Raw genomic sequence first — 19014 nt, forward strand, 5'->3', positions numbered from 1 at the left:
GTTTGCATCAGAAGCGCCAGATCACGTCAATGAATGCGCGGTGCATGTAGGAATCAACCTGGCTGCCATAGGCATCGCCCGGTTTGAACACACCGCCACGGAAACGCACCAGTGCCGAAGGCTCGTCGATCGACTGGCTCAACGCCGCCGGCAACAGGCCTTGCTTGAAGTACTTGGTGACGACCAGGTCCATTTCCTGACCCAGGTCCTTGTTGCCATCTTCAAGCGGCAAGGATGTGCTGGAGAGGATTGCGCCGGTGACGTCGTCGGTGTTGTTTTCCACCGCGTTGATGCCGTTGCTGCCCACCGGCTTGTTGCCGTCGACACGCCAGAACTTGTGGTAAATCAGGCTGGCGTCGTACTCGTCGTTGATCATCCACGAGCCGAACAGGGTGGCGGTCTGCATGTTGTTCATTTCGCCACGGAAGGCTTCGCCGAAACGGTGCACGCGCGAGCGGGTACCGGTGTAGTTGGAGCGGTTGCTCTCCAGACCGTTCTGTTCGTAATCGGCACTGGCGCGGGCGTATGCACCGCCGACTTGCCACTGCGGATCGAGGCGCAGACGCACGCCGACATCGGCTGCCCAGCCGCTGATGTCATCGCTGCGCTTGGCTTGTGTCGGGCGCGTGCCGTCGGCGTTCAGCGCGTTGACCGTGTCGCGGTCGCCGCTCATGCCGGTGATGCTGCCCCAGTAGTTGACGGTGTTGGTGTTGCGCCAGTTGTAGGCGTCGCTGTCGGCGGTCAGGCCGATCCAGCTGATGTCGCCGTTCTGAGTCTTGTCCAGCGAGTCGCGCGGGACGCCCGGCTCGGCGTAATCGAGTTTGCCGTCATCGTGGGTGTGGTGACCGCGAATGCCGACCCATTGGCCCGGCGTCCACTGGTAAGCGGCGTCGGCGTAGGCGTGCAGGCGATCCTTGTCTTTCGGCGCCAGCTCTTTCAAGTCGGTGCGGTATTCGCTGAAACGCTCGGCAACACCGGCATTGGCGCGCAGCAGGGTGGTGTCGAAGGTCCAGTTCAGCGCTTCGATGTTGGTGTCACGCCATTGGCCGTCGTCATTGCGCAGACGCTGGCGACCGAACTTGAGCATCTCGCCCGGGTACGGGGTGAGGCCGCTGTAGCCGACCCAGAACTCGCGCATCGCCAGGTAGTTCTTCTTGGTTTTGCGATCACTGTTGTCGGTGGCTTGTTCACCGTCGGATTGTTGCAGGGTGTCGGTCTCGATGATGTCGGTCGAGGTCACCGCCTGACCCATCGCGTAGGCGCTCCACGCGCCGCTTTCGCCGTAGATCCACGGACGCAGGTCGAGGCCCACGCCATTGACGTCGCCGCCGCCGGCAGTGCCGAGGTCACGGTCGTCTTCGGACTGGCCGGTGAGTTTCACTTCCAGACCGAAGTTCTTGCTTTCAGTCATCGCAGCCAGCGTCGGGCAAGACCAGATCAGCGCGAAGGTGAGGCCAATACCGGCCTTCACGAATGGGTTCAGCTTCATAGTTTTTCCTCGCCGTCTTCTTCTTGCAGGGCGTGCAGTTGCAGCGTGTTCGAGTTCAGGGCGCCACGGCTGGCCTGTTCCTGTTGCAACAGGCGGCGGGCTTCGGGCAGGCGCTCGGGCGGCAGTTGCGCCTCAAGGGTCGCTGCCAGTTCATCGGCTTGCGGGGTGTTCTGGGCCTTGGCCAGTTGGCTGAATACGTAAGCGTTCAGCGGATCAGGCTTGGTGCCCTTGCCTTGGGAGAACAGCTGGGCGATGGCGAAGTCGGCACTGTTCTGCCCGTTGCGCGCAGCGGTCAGCAGGTGGTCCAGAGCCTTCTGCGGATAGACCTTGCCGAGGTAGCCACGGCGATAGATCTGGCCGAGGTAGTAGTCGGCGGCGACTTCGCGGCCCACGGCTTTCTGGAAATGTTCCTCGGCAACCTTCGCGTCAGCCGGAACCATTTTGCCTTCGTAGTAGACCTTGCCCAGCAACAGTTCGGCGCGCGGCTGGTCGGCGGCGCGGCCATTGTCCAGATACTTCATCATCTGGTCGACGTCGCCCAGTTCGGGGAAGTCGTAAAGCAATTGGGCGAGGGTCACCCACGACGCCGGGTAGCCTGGAGCGATCGGTTCGAGCAACGCCTGCGCGGTTTTTTCGTCGGTCTTGCCCAGGGTCGAATCGGCCAGCACACGGGCCACGGAATCGACACGCTGCGCGGTTACGGTGCCACGGCTGTAACCAGCCTGCATCTGCTTGATCAGCTCGGCCTGTTGGTCCGCCTGGCCGCGCTTCTGGTAAACGGTGGCCAGTTCGACGTAGCAGATGTCGGTGGTGTTGAGCGCGGCCTTGCAGATTTTTTCCACGTCATCCAGATGTTGGTCGTAAGTGCCCTGGGTGCGATACAGCAGCACCTGCGCCAGACCGGCTTCCGGGTAACCGGACTTGCGCCACTGATCGATCTGCTGCTGAGCGTTGATGTTCGGGAAGCTGTGCGGGTATTGCAGGTACAGCATCGCCAGCGGGATCAACGTGTTGCCTTCGCCATTGGCGGCGGCTTTTTTCAGCAGGGTTTCGGCTTCGTGGTGTTCGGCTTCGGTCGAGCCAGGCTTGGCCACCAGCAGACGACCGAGACGTGCCTGGGCACGCGGCGACACGCTGGCCGCTGCGCGGTAAGTCGCCTCGGCCTGTTTCATCTGCGCCGGGTCGCGGCTGTCGACCTGGATATCGGCCAGGCCGACTTGCGCCTCGCTGTAACCCAGATCGGCCAGTTGCTGGTAATTCTGCGCAGCGGTGGCGGTGTCGCCACGCTTGAGCGCTTCGTTGGCCAGACGCTGATCGGGCAGCCCGGCGCAACCGGCCAGAGAGACTGCCAGCGCCAGCGAGCACACCATCAACCCCATGTGGGAGCGAGCCTGCTCGCGAAGCAGTCGACTCGGTACTTCAGACAGACCGCGCTGGCCCTTTCGCGAGCAGGCTCGCTCCCACAGGGTCGGCGGTGTGTTCAAGTTATGCGTAGTCACAGGCATGTCCTCGACTTAAAGACCGGCAGCCATGGCTTTGTCGATCAGCCAGTTCAGGTTCGGGCCACGGTCGCTGTTCACCTCCACCGGGCGGCCGGCGAGGCTGCTGTCGAGCGGCTCGTCAGGCTGGATCTGCACGCGGATGTCGGAGGACAGGTCGGCGCTCTTCAGGCTGGTGCTGCTGACGATCTTGCCGGTGCGGGTCTTGTCTTCGCCGGCGATCTGGAAGCTCACCGGAGTGCCCGGACGCACGTCGCCGAACTGGCGATAGGAGAAGCGTGCTTCAACGTTGGCCTGGGTGTTGCGCGGCACCAACTGGAAGATCACGTCGCCCTTGCTCGCGTACTGACCGTCAGCCACCAGTTGTTGGGCCACGGTGCAGTCGCACGGCGAAGTCAGGGTGCCGGTCATTTGCTTGCCGAACAGTTCTTCAACCTTGGCCGGGGCCAGTTGATCTTCGGCCAGATGACCCTTGAGCACGTCGAGCATGCTGGTGCTGAAGGTCGCCAGTGGTGCGCCTTTGGCAGCGACGCCATCGGACTTGACCAGGCTCTGTACGGTGCCGTCGCGCGGCATAGTGATGTTCATCCCCGGCACGCTGACCAGACCGGCCTGGGCGTGGCTGACGAAGTACATGCCGTACACCGACTTGAAGATGAAACCGGCAGCGACCAGGCCGACGGCGAAGATACCGGCGCTGAAGGTCACGGCTTTGAGACGGCCGAACGGGGTCATGCCGGTGTCATTGGTCTTGTTCTTGCGCGCCTTGGTGAAGTTGTCGCGCTGCAGGGTCGCCAGCACTTCGCCGATGCTGACGATGTCGCCGGCCAGGTGCGAAGTGATCAGGTGGCGCAGGGTGGAAATGTCCTGCGGCTCGAGGTTCTGGAACTGGCAGCCGGCGCGGCCGGTGGCGCGATCGAAGGAACGCACCTGCAGTTCAACGTCCATGGCCAGGCCGAGGTTGTCGATGACGAATTGCAGACGCGCCTTGTACACCTCGCCGATGGTCAGCGGCATCTGCCCGGCGTTGAACGCCAGGCCGCCAGCGGACAGATCGAGGACCCGCGCTTCGAGCGGAGTCCGGTCAGGGCCGAAGAAACGCAGCTTGGCCGGGATTTTCACGCGAGCGTGCTGGCGCTGGGCTTCGGATTCATGCACTACGTTGACGTTGACGGCGGTATTCATAGGGGCGATTTCCTTGTTAATTCAATAGGAGCGGGTCAGACCATCATCAGCAGCACGGCGACAAAAATGCTGCCGGCGGAGAAGGTCATGGTCCGAGACGACCAGGTGTTGAACCAACGTTGAAAGCTGGCGAGATCACGGGTCAGGGATGTGGGCTGGCGAGTCCAGGATTGTTGGTCGAGGCGGAAGAACACGTAGATCTTCACCAGGGCGCCAACGATCTGGTTGTAATACAGAATCGCCGGGTAAGCAGGGCCGATGCGGTGGCCGGAACACGACAGCAACAGCGTCAGGATCAGGCGGGTGATACCGATCCACAGCAGGTACACGAGGATGAACGCGGTGCCGTACTTGAAGCTGGCGATCAGCGCGACGGTGAGGCCGAGCAGCGAGGTCCACATCGACACGCGCTGGTCGAACAGCACCACCGAGGTGAACGCGCCGAGGCGGCGGATACCCAGACCCAGTGCACGCGAGTTCTGGCGCAGGTTGTTGCCGTACCAGCGGAACATCAGCTTGCGGCTGGCCTTGATGAAGCTCTTTTCCGGCGGGTGCTCAACGGTATTGATCGCGGCGTCCGGCACGTAGAAGGTGTCGTAACCCAGGCGCATCAGGCTGAACCAGCTGGACTTGTCGTCACCGGTCAGGAACTTGAAGCGGCCCAGACGCCAGTGCTGCAGCGAGTCGCTTTCTACGTCGGCGATGAATTCCGGATTGGTTACTACGGAGGCTTTGAACACCGACATCCGGCCGGTCATGGTCAGTACGCGCTTGGACAGGGCCATCGAGCACATGTTGATGTGACGCTGGGCGAAACGCAGCTTGTGCCATTCGCTCATGATGTAGCCGCCGCGCACTTCGCAGAACTCGTTGGTGGTCAGGCCGCCGACATTGCCGAACAGCTGGAACCACGGCACGGTCTTGCGCACGACGCCTTCGCCGAGCACGGTGTCGCCGTCGATCACGGCCACCACGGCACGGTCGTCCGGCAGGTGACGGGAGATCGCGCGGAAACCGAAGGCCAGACCATCGCGCTTGCCGGTACCGGGAATGCGCACGAAGTCGAGCTTGACTCGCTCCGGCGGATTCATCCGCGCCCACAGCGCCTTGACCAGCAACTCGTCGGACATTTCCACGATCGAGCAGACAATGGTGGTCGGCAGTTCGCAGTCGATGGCTTCGCGGATCACCGAGCTGTAGACCTGCGCGGTGGTCAGCGCGTCGATACGAAAGCTGGTGACCATCAGAAACACATGCGACGGGTCGGCCGCTTTACCCAGCTTGCGTACTTTGCGACGCAGGTGCGGGTAAACGATGTAGAGAAAAATCATGCCGCGCACAAAGTGCGTTGCACCCATCGAGTAGCGCCAGATACCCACGGCGCCAATCAGGAAAATGAAGTCCTTCGACTCGGAGTCGAATGTGGACGTGGGCAGCATCAAGGCCAGGCCCATCAACAAACTTAGGTAAAACAGCCAACCGGCGGCCTGAAGTAGGCCGTGTTTTAGCCTGTGCATAATCTGCATCCGTCTCTATCTCGGGCAGGGCCCGATGGGGTTAAGGCAGGCTTACGAAAATTGCGATGTCATGCGCAATTCGGGCGATCCCTGTAGGAGCTGCCGAAGGCTGCGATCTTTTGATCTTCCGAGTGTTCACTCGGGACTCAAGTGAGCCGGTAAAGATCGCAGCCTCGTTTCACTCGTCAGCTCCTACCAAGGGTTCACACAGTCATTGCGCGGCGACGCGGTACGCGACGCCGCGCAATGTCTGCTTACCAGCAGATCCCTTCGGTGCGGCTACCGGCGCTGGTGGCCTTGGACATGAAGCCCACCAGGTCGATGACTTGCTTGCCCTGTGGTGCTTCCTGGGCCAGCGCACGGAATTTCTCGTCGCGGTTGCCGAGGATGATCACGTCGGAGTTGTCGATCACCGAGTCGAAGTCGGAGTTGAGCAGGGACGACACGTGTGGAATCTTCGATTCGATGTAGTCCTTGTTCGCACCGTGGACACGGGCGTACTCGACGTTGCTGTCGTAGATGCTCAGGTCGTAACCCTTGCCGATCAGCATTTCTGCCAGTTCAACCAGCGGGCTTTCGCGCAGGTCGTCGGTGCCGGCCTTGAAGCTCAGACCGAGCAGGGCGACTTTGCGTTTTTCATGGCTTTCAACGATGTCGAAGGCGTTCTGCACTTGCGATTCGTTACTGCGCATCAGCGAGTTGAGCAGCGGCGCTTCGACGTCCAGGGAACCGGCGCGGTAGGTCAGCGCACGTACGTCTTTGGGCAGGCACGAACCGCCGAAGGCGAAGCCCGGGCGCATGTAGTACTGGGACAGGTTCAGCGTCTTGTCCTGGCAGACCACTTCCATCACTTCACGACCATCGACGCCGACCGCTTTGGCGATGTTGCCGATCTCGTTGGCGAAGGTCACTTTGGTCGCGTGCCAGACGTTGCAGGTGTACTTGATCATCTCGGCAACGGCGATGTCCTTGCGGATGATCGGTGCGTCGAGTTCTTCGTACAGCGATTGCAGAACGTCGCCCGAGGCGGTATCGAACTCGCCGATAACGGTCATCGGTGGCTGATCGTAGTCAGCGATGGCGGTGGATTCACGGAGGAATTCCGGGTTGACCGCAACGCCGAAATCGACGCCGGCCTTCTTGCCGGAGCAGTCTTCCAGAATCGGGATGACCACGTTGGCCACGGTGCCTGGCAGCACGGTGCTGCGCACGACGATGGTGTGGCGGGTGGTTTTTTCACGCAGGACAAAACCGATCTCGCGGCAAACGGCCTCGATGTAGTTCAGTTCCAGGTCGCCGTTCTTTTTGCTTGGCGTGCCGACGCAGATCATCGACAGGTCGGTATCACGAATCGCCTCGGCGAAGTTGGTCGTGCCGCGCAGACGACCGGTCTGGATACCCTGTTGCAGCAGTTCGCCCAGGCCCGGTTCAACAATCGGCGATTTGCCGGCGTTAATCATGTCGATCTTGTCTTTGGCAACGTCGACGCCAACTACGTCATGGCCCCGTGCAGACAGGCAACCGGCACATACTGCGCCAACGTAACCCAAACCAAATATGCTGATGCGCATCGCAATTACCTCTGTATATATCAGGCCTTAGAAGGCCGGAGTTAATGGTGTTCAGCGGTCACTAGTGCACTCGGAAGTGCGGCTTACAGGCGCCACAATGCCGTGTGCAGGCATACAAAGTTCCGAGTGTCTAATAAGTGCACTCAAGAAGTGCGCAACTAGGCCTTGTTGTTATGACTTGCCCTGTTATGCAGCCGATCTTCCGTGCGGGAAGACTCTAGTGCAGTCGTGTAGCCTGCTCGACGTCCGGTAGGGAGCCGGTAAATCAAGCAGTTAGGTGCTCAGGCGAGCACGTTTATAGGGGCGCGGCCTTGGCCTTTGTAGGGGATATTAATGGTGCGTATCTCCTGTCCTTCGATTGTTTTGAGACTCGTTAGTCACTCAGGCAAGTTGTTGTGACAACTTGGTTACATGGCTATCTGCTCTGCGTAAGTTATCTCGTACAAACTCGGCGAGAATCGTTACCGGTGGTATGAGCAACGCATTTGGACATAGTTCCAGCCCGCTCATCGTGCCGGTCGAAATTTTTTGAAATATTGACAAAGATGGCACTGGGTGCAAATTGATAGCACTAACCATTTCGCCCTTTACTGATCGGGGTGAAACCGGGGTCGATAGTTTTGTGCCACTACCGGTAAAAAATTTAAGTGCCACTACTGAAAAAAAACTTCAGTGTCGAGTGAAACTAAAATTAGAAAACAGGGTGTGGTTTTATTGGCGCCATGAAATTGGCGATAAGTAGCGAGGGGATTTTGACTTCGGGCGGACTGCACGACTCATCGTGAAAAGAGTCGTGCAAAGGGCATGCTTTATTCCGGGGCGTGGTCGCGCAAAAACACCAGATTGTCGGGTTTCGAATGTTCGGCGCTGTAGCGATAACCCTGCACATCGAATTGCTTGAGCTGTGCCGGATCGTCGATGCGTTCCTGAATCACAAAACGACTCATCAGGCCGCGCGCTTTCTTCGCGTAGAAACTGATGATCTTGTACTGGCCGTTCTTCTGATCCTTGAACTCGGTGTTGATGATCCGCGCCTTCAAGGCGCTGCGCTTGACCGCGGAAAAGTATTCGTTGGATGCAAGGTTGAGCAGCACGTCATCGCCCTGATCGGCCAACGCTTCGTTCAGCCATTCGCTGATGCGGGTGCCCCAGAACGCGTACAGATCCTTGCCACGGGCGTTGGCCAGTTTGGTGCCCATCTCCAGGCGATAGGGTTGCATCAGGTCCAGCGGGCGCAGCAGGCCGTAAAGGCCGGAGAGCATGCGCAGGTGCTTCTGCGCGTAATCGAATTGCGCCTCGCTGAATGACTGCGCGTCGAGGCCGGTGTAAACATCACCCTTGAATGCAAGCAGGGCCTGCTTGGCGTTCTCTGGTGTGAAGGCCGGTGTCCAACTGCCGAAACGCGCGGCATTGAGGCCACCGATCTTGTCGGACACGTGCATCAACTCGCTGATCTGCGCCGGACTGAGTTCGCGCAGTTGCTGGATCAATTCCTGCGAATGGTCGAGGTACTGCGGCTGGGTAAAGCGCTGGGTCGCCGGCGGTGTTTCGTAGTCGAGGGTCTTGGCGGGGGAAATCACCATCAGCATGAAGTCGTCTCCTTTGATCGTGGGGGCGATTCTAGGGGGTTGTCCTTGTTGACTCCAGCTATGAGCGTGATAGGTGATCGGTGGTGTCATGGAACAAGATCGCAGCCTTCGGCAGCTCCTACAGATTGCGCTCGACATGAAACCGCAATGAATTCAATGGGGACAGGTAGGAGCTGCCGAAGGCTGCGATCTTTTGATCTTTGTTTTGATCCACCCGCGATATAGTGCCGCGCGGGTTTTGTTATGGAGACATCCCTTTGCGCATTGTTCTTTTATTCACCGCGTGGCTGCTGAGCTTCACGGCCGTGGCGGCGCCCGGCGATGCGGCGACGCTGGATCGCACGACCTGGCCGGAGCAGCTGAGCAATCCGACCCTGTTCGATGTTGCGTCGCGGGCGGAAATCCTCATGTTCGCTCGCGGCCTGCTCGGCACCGAGTCCATCGACGAGGCGGCACTTGCCCAGCGCCTGGGTCTGCGCACGGTCAATATCGATGCGGTCAACCAGCTGCGCCAGCGCCTCTGGCAGCGTCTGCTCGCCAACTACAACCACGCCCAGCAAAGCTGCGATCAGGACGCCTCGTTCTGCTTCCTCGTCGAAGACCTGCCGACCCTGCGCGAGCAGGCGGCCAAGTTCGTGGTCAGCGATGACAGCTATTACACCAAGTGGGCCGAGCCGAGCCGGATCTTCCATTTGCAGTACCTCGACGAGCTGATGCGCAAGGCCGCGCTGTCACCGCAAACCAGTAATGAATTCGATCGTTTCGGCGACTACGAACGTAACGGCGAGGAAATGCACGACCGGCTGTTTCTGCTGACTTTCGACAGCGCCGCCAACGTGCAACCGGACAACACCGACTGGCTGACCGAGTACCTGCGCAAGTCCAATCTGAGCGCAACGTTCTTTGTGCTGGGCAAGGATATTCAGGCACGACTCGCCGGCCGTTCGGTCAGCAGCCTGCAGGCGAGCTTTTCCCGGCAGTGCGTGGGCGTGCAGGGCTGGGAATTCCGCTCCCACAGCCATTGGCAGGACTGGCAGGATTCAGTGCGGCGCAGCGCCGATCTGGTGAAGAACAAGTTGCCGGAAAACTACGTGCCGCTGTTCCGTCCGCCGGATGGCCAGCGCCGCAGTGACGCGCAAGGTTTCTTCAATACCCAGGGCCTGCAAGTAGCGCTGTGGGACATCGATGCTCAGGACGGCGCCGGCAAGCTCAAGGGCCCGGCGAGCGCGCAGCGGGTGCTGACCCTGATGCTGCTGTGGCGTCACGGGGTGATCAATTTCAACATGAAACAGGATGCGGTGAAGACGTCCTTGCCGTGGCTGATTACCCAGACTGCGCAGAGCGGCATCGGCTGGGAAGACTGTCAGGACGCGTTTCGTTGAGAAACGACAAAAAGCCCGGAAACATTGGGCTTGGGGTGATTTTAAGAAGGAATTCACTGCAGGCGGACTTCCGACTTTAGCGGTGTCTGGGGAGTCCGCCAAGGGCTTTTCGTCACTCTGCAAAATAAACTTAAAAAAACCGTCAAAGTACTTTTTTATGTCATCGGTTTTGGAGTATTACGAAGACAGACCGCCGAAACCTGCAACACAGGTGGCGTCTTCCCAGACTCCTATTGTGTGCAGTTCATCCAGGCCCTCGTGGATGAATTCGGCAGTCACCTCGAGGCGCAGCACTGTCAAGGTATTGCGTCGAATGGCTCCCACATAGGTGACCGAGTATGGATGATCACGGACGCAGCCCTTCCTCCAACCAGCCAATCCTGTATGTACTCGATACCAACGTATTGATTCACGATCCAAATGCCCTGCTGAATTTCGAAGAACACCACGTCGCCATCCCGATGACCGTGCTGGAAGAGCTGGACAAGCTCAAGAGCGGCCATCACAGCGTAGCCGCCGAATGCCGCCAGGCGATCCGCCTGATTGACAAGACCCTGGGCGATGCGTCCCCCGAAGACGTCGAACTGGGCGTGCCGATTCAGCGTGGCAAGGGCGGGCCGAAGGGCTTGCTGTCAATTCTGATGAGCAAGCAGGCCGAGTCGAACCTGATTCTGCCCGAGCACCTGAACGACAACAAAATCATCAACCAGTTGATCGATCTGCACACCCGTGACCCGCAGAAGCCAGTGGTGCTGGTCACCAAAGACATCAACATGCGCCTCAAGGCGCGCGCCTGTGGCATCGATGCCGAGGACTACAGCACCGACCAACTGGTCGATGACGTGTCCCTGCTGCCCAACGGCTACCACAACATGACCGGCTCGTTCTGGGACCGCGTGAGCAAGGTCGAAACCCGTCAGGACCATGGCCGCACCTGGCATCAGGTGCAATTGATCGACAACCTGCCGGCGGTGCACATCAACGAATTCATCATCGACGAGCAGGGTTTTGTCGGCTGGATCAAGGAAATCCAGGAAGACAAACTGCTGATCCTCGACCTGCATCAGGAACCGCTGCTGCATCAGGAGGCCTGGGGCCTGAAGCCGCGCGACATCTATCAGAGTCTGGCGCTGTACGCGTTGCTTGATCCGGACATTCATCTGGTCAACCTGTCCGGCGCTGCCGGGTCCGGTAAAACCATTCTGGCGCTGGCCGCTGCGATCGAGCAGACCATGGTCAGCAAACGCTATCGCCGCATCATCGCCACCCGCAGCGTCCAGGGTCTGGACCAGGAAATCGGCTTCCTGCCCGGCACCGAAGCGGAAAAAATGGAGCCCTGGCTGGGCGCCATCACCGACAACCTTGAAGCCTTGCACATGGATGACGAAAACACTCATGGCAGCGTCGATTACATCCTCAGTAAAGTGCCGTTGCAGTTCAAATCGCTCAACTACATTCGTGGTCGCAGCTTCCAGCAGAGCCTGATCCTGATCGACGAATGCCAGAACCTCACGCCGCACCAGATGAAGACCATCATCACCCGTGCCGGTGCCGGTTCCAAAGTGGTGTGCCTGGGCAACCTGGCACAGATCGATACCCCTTACCTGTCCGCGACCAGCTCCGGGCTGACCTACCTGACCGAACGCTTCAAGGATTTCCCCAACGGTGTGCACATCACCCTGCAAGGGGTGCCTCGCTCGATCCTGGCCGAATACGCCGAATCGCATTTGTAACCCTTCCCACAAGACCGGGCGGCCCTTAAAGCCGCCCGGTTTTTTATGCCTTACGCAGATCCCAATGTAGGAGCTGCCGAAGGCTGCGATCTTTTGATCTTGTTTTTAAAAATCAAAGTCAAAAGATCGCAGCCTTCGGCAGCTCCTGCACGAAGAACGCCATATTCGTGCGTGCGGATATCTGACCCACAGGTTTACAATCCACGCTCCTGATCAGGAGTAATTCCGTGCTGACTCATCTCGATTCCCAAGGTCGCGCCAACATGGTCGACGTCACTGAAAAAGCCGTGACGTTCCGTGAGGCGACGGCTCAAGCGCTGGTGCGCATGCTCCCCGAAACCCTGCAGATGATTGTCAGCGGTGGTCATCCCAAGGGCGACGTATTCGCTGTGGCGCGCATCGCCGGGATTCAGGCGGCGAAGAAAACCAGTGATCTCATTCCGCTGTGCCATCCGCTGATGCTGACGGGCGTCAAAGTCGAGCTCAGCGCCGAAGGCGAAGACAGCGTACGCATCGTCGCCCGCTGCAAGCTGTCCGGGCAGACCGGCGTCGAAATGGAGGCGCTGACCGCCGCCAGCGTCGCCGCCCTGACCATCTACGACATGTGCAAAGCCGTCGATCGTGGCATGACTATCGAAAGCGTGCGTCTGCTGGAAAAAGTCGGCGGCAAGAGCGGCCACTTCCAGGCGGAGCAGCCATGAACCTGACCGTGAAGTTTTTTGCCCGTTACCGTGAAGCGCTTGGCGTGGATTCGGTAAAGGTTGAAGGTGATTTCGCCACCGTCGATGACGTACGCGCACTGCTCGCGCAACGTGACGGCGCCGAGGTGTTGAGCGAGCAGAACCTGATGTGCGCGCGCAACGAGGATCTTTGCCAGCTCGACGAGCCGGTGGTCGATGGCGACGAAGTGGCGTTTTTTCCGACCGTGACCGGAGGCTGAGCTATGGCGATTCGGGTGCAGGCCATGCCGTTCGATCCGGGCGCTGAAGTCAATGCGATGCACGCGGCCAATGTTGGCGTTGGCGCGGTGGTGAGCTTTGTCGGTTACGTGCGCGACTTCAATGATGGTCTCGACGTGGCGGGAATGTTCCTGGAGCACTATCCGGGCATGACCGAAAAAGCCCTCGGCAAGATCGCTGTCGAAGCCGAGCAGCGCTGGCCGCTGCTGAAGCTGGAAGTGCTGCACCGCATCGGCGCGCTGGAACCGGGCGAGCCGATCGTCTTCGTCGGCGCCGCCAGCGCTCATCGCCAGGCCGCGTTCGATGCCTGCGCGTTCGTCATGGACTACCTGAAAACCCGCGCACCGTTCTGGAAGAAAGAAAACACCAGCGATGGACCGCGTTGGGTCGAAGGGCGCGACAGTGATCATGCTGCCGCCGATCGCTGGAAGAAGTAATTCCTGTAGCGCCCTCCAGTCAGTCTTCGCGAGCAGGCTCGCTCCCACAATTGGAATGCGTTCCCCTGTGGGAGCGAGCCTGCTCGCGAAGGCGTCATCTGCGACACCGAAAACCTCCACTCTCTACCCGATTGACGATTTGTACCTGAGAGTCCAGTATGGAATTCCAAGTACAAAAAAAGCTTCTGTCTTGCAGCTGATAGCTTGCCGCTTGTAGCTGCTTTCTTGCCAACAACCCGCGAGAGAACGAACATGAAGAAACTCCCCCTGATCACCGGTCTTGTCCTCAGCCTGCTGGCCTGTTCCAGCTCCTTTGCCGCCGAGAAAACCCTGCGCATCGGCATCGAAGCGGCTTATCCGCCGTTCGCATCGAAAACCGACAAAGGTGAAATCGTCGGTTTCGACTACGAAATCGGCAATGCCCTGTGCGCGCAGATGAAGGTCAAGTGCGTGTGGGTCGAAGGCGAGTTCGATGGGCTGATTCCTTCGCTGAAAGTGAAGAAGATCGACATGGCGCTGTCGTCGATGACCATCAACGAAGATCGCAAGAAGTCGGTGGATTTCAGCCACAAGTATTACTTCACGTCCTCGCGCCTGGTGATGAAGGAAGGCGCCAGCGTCGATGATCAGTACGCCAGCCTCAAAGGCAAGAATGTTGGTGTGCAGCGTGCGACCACCACTGATCGTTTCGCCACCGAGGTGTTCGAACCCAAAGGCATCAACGTCAAGCGCTACAGCAACAACGAAGAAATCTACATGGACCTGGCGGCGGGGCGCCTCGATGCGATTTTCGCCGACACCATTCCGCTCAATGACTTCCTGTCAATGCCGCGTGGCAAGGGTTATGCATTTGTCGGGCCGGAGTTGAAAGATCCCAGGTATGTTGGCGAGGGCGCGGGGATTGCGGTGCGCAAGGGCAATGCCGAGCTGGTCAGCCAGTTGAACAGCGCCATCGACGGGATTCGCGCGAGTGGCGAGTATCAGAAGATTTCCCAGAAGTATTTCCAGACCGACATCTACGGCGACTGATAAAAAGATCGCAGCCTTCGGCAGCTCCTACATGGGAATGCGTTCTCCTGTAGGAGCTGCCGAAGGCTGCGATCTTTTGCTTTTCAGCCCTTCAGTTCCTTCAAATGCTTGTACACCGTCGCCCGCCCCATGTTCAGCACATTGGCCACGTAGTTCGAGGCGCTCTTGCCCTTGAACGCGCCTTCGGCGTGCAGCGCCAGCACCAGTTCGCGTTTGTGATCGCGGGTCAGCAGGTTCAGGCTCAACTGCCGCTCGCGCAGCCAGGCGTGGAGGAAGGTGTTGATGCGTTCCTGCCAGTCATCACGGAACAGTGAGTCGGGCTGCGGAATCAGTTTGCTCGGCGAGAGAAACAGGTCCAGCGCCGCCTTGGCGTTCTCGAACAGGGAAATATTCAGATTGATGCACAGCACTGCGAGCGGTCGATCTTCACTGTCGCGCAGCACAGTGCTCAGGCTGCGAATCTTCTGACCGTCCCAGTTGAGCTTTTCGTACGGGCCGATGTTCCTGTCGCTGACATCGTCACTGAGCATGTCATCCAGCGACGAGTCGTCGCCGATCTCACGCTTGGACAGGTTGTTGGCGATGTAGTCGACCTTCTGCGTGCGCAGGTCGTGCAGCACCACTTCGGCATGGGGAAAGAACAGCGTGGCGATGGCGTCGGCGATGGCGCGGAAGTTATCCAGCGCCGGGTCGAATTCGGGGGCGGTCATGACAGTGGAGCTCCAGGCAGCGTCAGCGCCCCTTGTGCCGGGGCGCTGCGAGTGTGCCGCAATCTTTTCAGTGAGTCATCCGCAGGCTCGCTCAAGCGAGGCGGGCGGGGGAGAGCATGGCGCTGTCGAGGCCGAATTGCTGCAGGTGCTCGGGGAACGGCTCACCGCGCACCAGTGCCGCACTGGCCTGGCCCATCGCCGGCGACGTCTGGATACCGTAACCGCCCTGTGCGGCGACCCAGAACAGCCCCGGCACTTTTGAATCGAAACCGCTGAGCAGATCACCGTCCGCCACGAAACTGCGCAGACCGGCCCAGGTGCGAGTCGGGCGGCGGATGGTCAGCGTGGTGGCTTCTTCGATCTGATAAATGCCCATGGCGATGTCGAGTTCTTCCGGCTGCACGTCGTGCGGTTCGACCGGGTCGGCGTTGGCCGGCGAGCCGAGGAACATGCCGGCGTCGGGTTTCATGTAGAAGGATTCGTCGAGGCTGACCAGCATCGGCCAGTGATGAATATCCACGCCTTCCGGGCCGGCAAAGATAAATGCAGCGCGACGTTTCGGTTGCAGCCCCAGCGGCTGCGCACCGGCGAGGGCACCGATCCTGTCGGCCCAGGCACCGGCGGCGTTGATGAGCACCGGTGCGCTGAATGTCTCGCCATTGGTCTGCACGATCCACAGGCCATCGGCATCGCGGCTCACGCCGAGCACTTCGCAATCGGTGTGGACTTCGCCGTGGTTGCGTCGGATGCCGCGCAGGTAGCCCTGATGCAGCGCATCGGTATCGATGTCGCAGGCCGAAGGGTCGTAGATCGCGCCATGGACTTTGTCCCGGCGCAGGATCGGCAGGCGTGCGCAGGCTTCGTCGGCGCTGAGCAGTTGCATCTGCGGGACCGTGGCTTTGGCGCTGAGGTATTGATTGTTAAGTTCGGCAGGATCACCGATGAAGTCGACGGTCATTTCGCCGCGCGGGGTCAGCAGCGGATGCTCGCAGAAACCGCTCGGAGGACTGTCGAAGAAGGCGCGGCTGGCTTGGGTCAGTGCGCGTACCTGTGCGGTGCCATAAGCTGCGGTGTACAGCGCGGCGGAACGACCGGTGGAGTGATAGCCGGGATGGGTTTCACGCTCGAGCACGATCACTTTGCCGTGCGGCGCCAGCCAGAACCCGGTGGAAGCGCCGGCAATCCCGCCGCCGATGATGATGAAGTCTGCGTGGTTCATGAAAACTCCCAGGTAACGAGAACCCCGTAGGAGCTGCCGAGTGAAACGAGGCTGCGATCTTTTGATCTTGATCTTGATCTTGAAAAAACAGGATCAAAAGATCGCAGCCTTCGGCAGCTCCTACAGGGGATGTGTGGTGTCAGTGGTGCAGGTGATAAACCGCATTGGCCAAGGCAATGTCTTCCAGGCCCAAACCGATCGAGCGGAAAAACACATGCCGCTGGTAATCAGGGCGCGGGACTTTGTCGCTGAGCAAATCCGCCAGATCGCCCACAATCGATTCCTTGTGCCATCCATGCTGCTCAGCGGCAATCAACATCTCACCCGCCGACCCTGGCGTGGTCTGACGATAGTCGCAGAACACCTGCATGTCGTTGAGGCTGCCCGGCGGCACTTCATGTGCGCGGGGGGCGTTGGTGCTGATCGAGGTGATCAGCGCCGGTTTGCTCAATTCGGCAGGATCGATCACCGGCCCGGCAGACGAGGTGCAGAGCATGATCACGTCAGCTTCGGCGATAGCGGTCTCGCGGCTGTCGGCAATCTTCAGTTGCGGCGCGGTGGTCCTCAACACGGCCTGTGTCTCAGGATCTTCCAGCAGCGACGGCGAGTACACGCTGATGCTCTGCCAGTCGCGCAACGAATTCACGTAGTGCAGATGCGCCTGAGCAACCTTGCCACTGCCAATGATCGCCAGTCGTTTGGCATTCAACGGCGCGAGAGCGTCAACCGCTACAGCCGTGGTCGCGGCGGTGCGGGCGGTGGTCAGCTCACCGGCATCGCAGAGCAGCAGCGGCTGACCGGTTTTCATCGACATCAACAGTGTCCACGCTGTCACCAGCGCACCCTGATCACGAACGATGTACGGCGAAGTTTTCATGCCGTATACGCCGTCCTTGGCCAGCACGCCCAGATAATTGATGAAATCGCCGGCACCTTGCGGAAACTCCACCAATTGCTGAGCTGGCTGCACGGCGTTACCGCAGGCGAGATCGCGAAACAGCTGGCGCAGGATCTGCGGCACATCGATTCGGGCCAGCAGTTCACGGGCGTGGGCTTGATCGATCACATACGGCGTACTGGACATTTCGCGCTCCAAACCTAAACTTATTTTTCCATTATGGACTTTTAGTTTTGTTGGGCAACCGTCAGGCAAAAAAAAAGCGCAGTCCGTTTCCGGCTGCGCTTTTTCATTTCTTGCGCTTCACTGCGGGCGCTTGCGCTCAACTGCGCGCAGCAGATGCGTCGGCGGCGTTTCGCAGCTGATTTTGCGACCAAGCTTTTCTTCGATGGACGGCAACTGATAGGAGTCGTCTTCACCGGCGAAGCTGATCGAAACACCGTCAGCGCCCGCGCGACCGGTACGGCCGATGCGGTGCACGTAGTCGTCCGGCACTTCCGGCAGGGTGAAATTGATCACGTGGCTGATGCCGTCGATGTGAATACCGCGACCGGCGACATCGGTGGCCACCAGCACGCGAATCTTGCCTTCGCGGAAACCTTCCAGGGTCTTGATGCGCTTGTGCTGCGGCACGTCGCCGGACAACTGCGCGGCGTTGATGCCGTCACGCACCAGGCGCTCTTCGATACGGCGCACTTCGTCCTTGCGGTTGGCAAAGACGATGACCCGCTCCCAACCGTTGTCGTTGACCAGGTTGTAGAGCAGTTTGTATTTGTCGGCTGCGGCCACGGCGTAGATGTGCTGCTCGACGTTCTCGTTGGCGACGTTGGTGATTTCGATTTCGACAATGGCCGGGTCGGTGGTCCATTGCTTGGCGAGGTTCATTACGTCTTCGGTGAAGGTCGCGGAAAACAGCAGGGTCTGGCGCTCGGACTTCGGCGGGGTCTGGCGAATGATCTGTCGCACTTGCGGGATGAATCCCATGTCGAGCATGCGGTCGGCTTCGTCCAGCACCATTACTTCGACCATGTCCAGGTGCACGTCGCCGCGCTGGTTGAAGTCGAGCAAGCGGCCCGGTGTCGCAACGAGAATGTCGCAATGGCGCGCTTCGAGGTGCTTGAGCTGTTTGTCGAAGTCCATGCCACCGACGAATGTCATCACGTTGAGGCCGGTGTACTTGGTCAGGTCAGCGGCGTCCTTGGCGATCTGCACCACCAGCTCGCGGGTCGGCGCGATGATCAGTGCGCGCGGTTCGCCCATGTAGCGCTCTTTCGGCGGCGGCGTCTGCAGCAATTGGGTGATGATCGAGATCAGGAACGCGGCGGTCTTGCCGGTGCCGGTCTGCGCGCGGCCGATGGCGTCTTTGCCGGCGAGGGTGAAGCCCAGCACCTGCGCCTGGATCGGCGTGCAATACGGAAAGCCCAGGTCCTGGATGGCGTGCATCAGTTCCGGAGCAAGCTTGAAATCGTGAAAGCGGGTTTTGCCTTCCTGTGGCTCGACGACGAAGTCTTCGAGTTTCCATGGAATTACCGGTGCCTTGGGCTTCGGTTCGCGACGCGGTCTGGCCGGTTTCGGCGCTTCGCTGCGCGCAGGCTCGACGGCAATTGGCGCGGCCGTAGCGGGTTTTTCTTCTGGCTTCGGTGTGGCTGCGGGAGCGGGGCGGTCGGCCTGCGGGGCATCGGTGCGATGACCGGGGGCGTGCGACGGCGCGCTGGAAACTGGCGCGAGCTGCTCAGCCTCGCTTTTACCGAACATCTTCTTGAGTGCTTTGAGCACGGTCATCTCATCAATTGGTTA

General features: G+C 59.8%; 16 protein-coding genes. 6 read left to right on the forward strand and 10 right to left on the reverse strand.

Annotated elements, in window-relative coordinates:
• Positions 1–7: 7 nt before the first annotated feature.
• The 6 genes from AC0Z4S_RS09570 to yaaA form a co-directional block, all read right to left on the reverse strand.
• Positions 8–1489: an alginate export family protein gene (locus tag AC0Z4S_RS09570; protein ID WP_485622796.1), complete on the reverse strand. Its 1482-nt coding sequence runs from the start codon at positions 1487–1489 to the stop codon at positions 8–10.
• Positions 1486–2988, reverse strand: coding sequence for an alginate biosynthesis TPR repeat lipoprotein AlgK (gene algK, locus AC0Z4S_RS09575; protein ID WP_485622797.1), 1503 nt, complete (start codon positions 2986–2988; stop codon positions 1486–1488). Before algK ends, AC0Z4S_RS09570 begins: the two co-directional genes overlap by 4 nt.
• 15 nt (positions 2989–3003) lie before the next feature.
• On the reverse strand, positions 3004–4173 hold the full coding sequence (locus tag AC0Z4S_RS09580) for an alginate biosynthesis protein Alg44 (protein WP_024011680.1): 1170 nt from the start codon (positions 4171–4173) through the stop codon (positions 3004–3006).
• Positions 4174–4208: 35 nt separating this feature from the next.
• Positions 4209–5690: a mannuronan synthase gene (gene alg8 / locus AC0Z4S_RS09585; protein WP_371924006.1), complete on the reverse strand. Its 1482-nt coding sequence runs from the start codon at positions 5688–5690 to the stop codon at positions 4209–4211.
• A 254-nt stretch (positions 5691–5944) separates the two neighbouring features.
• Complete coding sequence (locus AC0Z4S_RS09590) at positions 5945–7261, reverse strand: nucleotide sugar dehydrogenase (protein ID WP_186551312.1); 1317 nt, start codon at positions 7259–7261, stop codon at positions 5945–5947.
• An 809-nt stretch (positions 7262–8070) separates the two neighbouring features.
• Positions 8071–8850, reverse strand: a complete 780-nt coding sequence (yaaA, locus tag AC0Z4S_RS09595) for a peroxide stress protein YaaA (RefSeq protein WP_485622798.1) — start codon at positions 8848–8850, stop codon at positions 8071–8073.
• Between the two features lie 257 nt (positions 8851–9107).
• Between yaaA and AC0Z4S_RS09600 the strand changes: the two genes are divergently transcribed.
• From AC0Z4S_RS09600 to AC0Z4S_RS09625, 6 genes are all read left to right on the forward strand, one after another.
• Positions 9108–10232 (forward strand): polysaccharide deacetylase family protein, encoded by a 1125-nt coding sequence (locus AC0Z4S_RS09600; protein WP_485622799.1) that lies wholly within the window; start codon positions 9108–9110, stop codon positions 10230–10232.
• A 338-nt stretch (positions 10233–10570) separates the two neighbouring features.
• On the forward strand, positions 10571–11965 hold the full coding sequence (locus AC0Z4S_RS09605) for a PhoH family protein (protein ID WP_042607708.1): 1395 nt from the start codon (positions 10571–10573) through the stop codon (positions 11963–11965).
• 227 nt (positions 11966–12192) lie between these two features.
• Positions 12193–12666, forward strand: coding sequence for a cyclic pyranopterin monophosphate synthase MoaC (gene moaC, locus AC0Z4S_RS09610; protein WP_008080206.1), 474 nt, complete (start codon positions 12193–12195; stop codon positions 12664–12666).
• Positions 12663–12905, forward strand: coding sequence for a MoaD/ThiS family protein (locus tag AC0Z4S_RS09615; RefSeq protein ID WP_016985014.1), 243 nt, complete (start codon positions 12663–12665; stop codon positions 12903–12905). Before moaC ends, AC0Z4S_RS09615 begins: the two co-directional genes overlap by 4 nt.
• A 3-nt stretch (positions 12906–12908) precedes the next feature.
• Positions 12909–13361, forward strand: a complete 453-nt coding sequence (moaE, locus tag AC0Z4S_RS09620; protein ID WP_042607711.1) for a molybdopterin synthase catalytic subunit MoaE — start codon at positions 12909–12911, stop codon at positions 13359–13361.
• Positions 13362–13613: 252 nt separating this feature from the next.
• Positions 13614–14390 carry an ABC transporter substrate-binding protein gene (locus AC0Z4S_RS09625; protein ID WP_485622800.1) on the forward strand — a complete coding sequence of 259 codons (777 nt, stop codon included), beginning with the start codon at positions 13614–13616 and terminating at the stop codon, positions 14388–14390.
• Between the two features lie 83 nt (positions 14391–14473).
• Here the strand turns inward: AC0Z4S_RS09625 and AC0Z4S_RS09630 are convergent, their stop codons facing one another.
• The 4 genes from AC0Z4S_RS09630 to rhlB all read right to left on the reverse strand — a co-directional run bounded on the left by AC0Z4S_RS09630 (position 14474) and on the right by rhlB (position 18999).
• Positions 14474–15100: a helix-turn-helix transcriptional regulator gene (locus tag AC0Z4S_RS09630; protein WP_253499243.1), complete on the reverse strand. Its 627-nt coding sequence runs from the start codon at positions 15098–15100 to the stop codon at positions 14474–14476.
• Between the two features lie 91 nt (positions 15101–15191).
• Positions 15192–16319 carry an NAD(P)/FAD-dependent oxidoreductase gene (locus AC0Z4S_RS09635; RefSeq protein ID WP_485622801.1) on the reverse strand — a complete coding sequence of 376 codons (1128 nt, stop codon included), beginning with the start codon at positions 16317–16319 and terminating at the stop codon, positions 15192–15194.
• Positions 16320–16458: 139 nt separating this feature from the next.
• Entirely contained in the window at positions 16459–17403 is a 945-nt protein-coding gene (locus AC0Z4S_RS09640) for an ornithine cyclodeaminase family protein (protein ID WP_485622803.1), read from the reverse strand.
• A gap of 117 nt (positions 17404–17520) precedes the next feature.
• The gene (rhlB, locus tag AC0Z4S_RS09645; protein WP_253499252.1) at positions 17521–18999 is read right to left on the reverse strand and encodes an ATP-dependent RNA helicase RhlB; all 1479 of its coding nucleotides are present in this window, start codon (positions 18997–18999) and stop codon (positions 17521–17523) included.
• Positions 19000–19014 lie beyond the last annotated feature (15 nt).

The sequence above is a fragment of the Pseudomonas sp. 1L-B-1-E-C1 genome (genome assembly GCF_057291835.1).

Bases quoted from the DNA above. Each gene is read 5' to 3' on its own strand.
- AC0Z4S_RS09570 (WP_485622796.1), bottom strand. From the start codon at position 1,489: ATGAAGCTGAACCCATTCGTGAAGGCCGGTATTGGCCTCACCTTCGCG.
- AC0Z4S_RS09580 (WP_024011680.1), bottom strand. From the start codon at position 4,173: ATGAATACCGCCGTCAACGTCAACGTAGTGCATGAATCCGAAGCCCAG.
- alg8 (WP_371924006.1), bottom strand. From the start codon at position 5,690: ATGCACAGGCTAAAACACGGCCTACTTCAGGCCGCCGGTTGGCTGTTT.
- AC0Z4S_RS09590 (WP_186551312.1), bottom strand. From the start codon at position 7,261: ATGCGCATCAGCATATTTGGTTTGGGTTACGTTGGCGCAGTATGTGCC.
- yaaA (WP_485622798.1), bottom strand. From the start codon at position 8,850: ATGCTGATGGTGATTTCCCCCGCCAAGACCCTCGACTACGAAACACCG.
- AC0Z4S_RS09605 (WP_042607708.1), top strand. From the start codon at position 10,571: ATGGATGATCACGGACGCAGCCCTTCCTCCAACCAGCCAATCCTGTAT.
- AC0Z4S_RS09615 (WP_016985014.1), top strand. From the start codon at position 12,663: ATGAACCTGACCGTGAAGTTTTTTGCCCGTTACCGTGAAGCGCTTGGC.
- moaE (WP_042607711.1), top strand. From the start codon at position 12,909: ATGGCGATTCGGGTGCAGGCCATGCCGTTCGATCCGGGCGCTGAAGTC.
- AC0Z4S_RS09625 (WP_485622800.1), top strand. From the start codon at position 13,614: ATGAAGAAACTCCCCCTGATCACCGGTCTTGTCCTCAGCCTGCTGGCC.
- AC0Z4S_RS09630 (WP_253499243.1), bottom strand. From the start codon at position 15,100: ATGACCGCCCCCGAATTCGACCCGGCGCTGGATAACTTCCGCGCCATC.
- AC0Z4S_RS09635 (WP_485622801.1), bottom strand. From the start codon at position 16,319: ATGAACCACGCAGACTTCATCATCATCGGCGGCGGGATTGCCGGCGCT.
- AC0Z4S_RS09640 (WP_485622803.1), bottom strand. From the start codon at position 17,403: ATGTCCAGTACGCCGTATGTGATCGATCAAGCCCACGCCCGTGAACTG.
- rhlB (WP_253499252.1), bottom strand. From the start codon at position 18,999: ATGACCGTGCTCAAAGCACTCAAGAAGATGTTCGGTAAAAGCGAGGCT.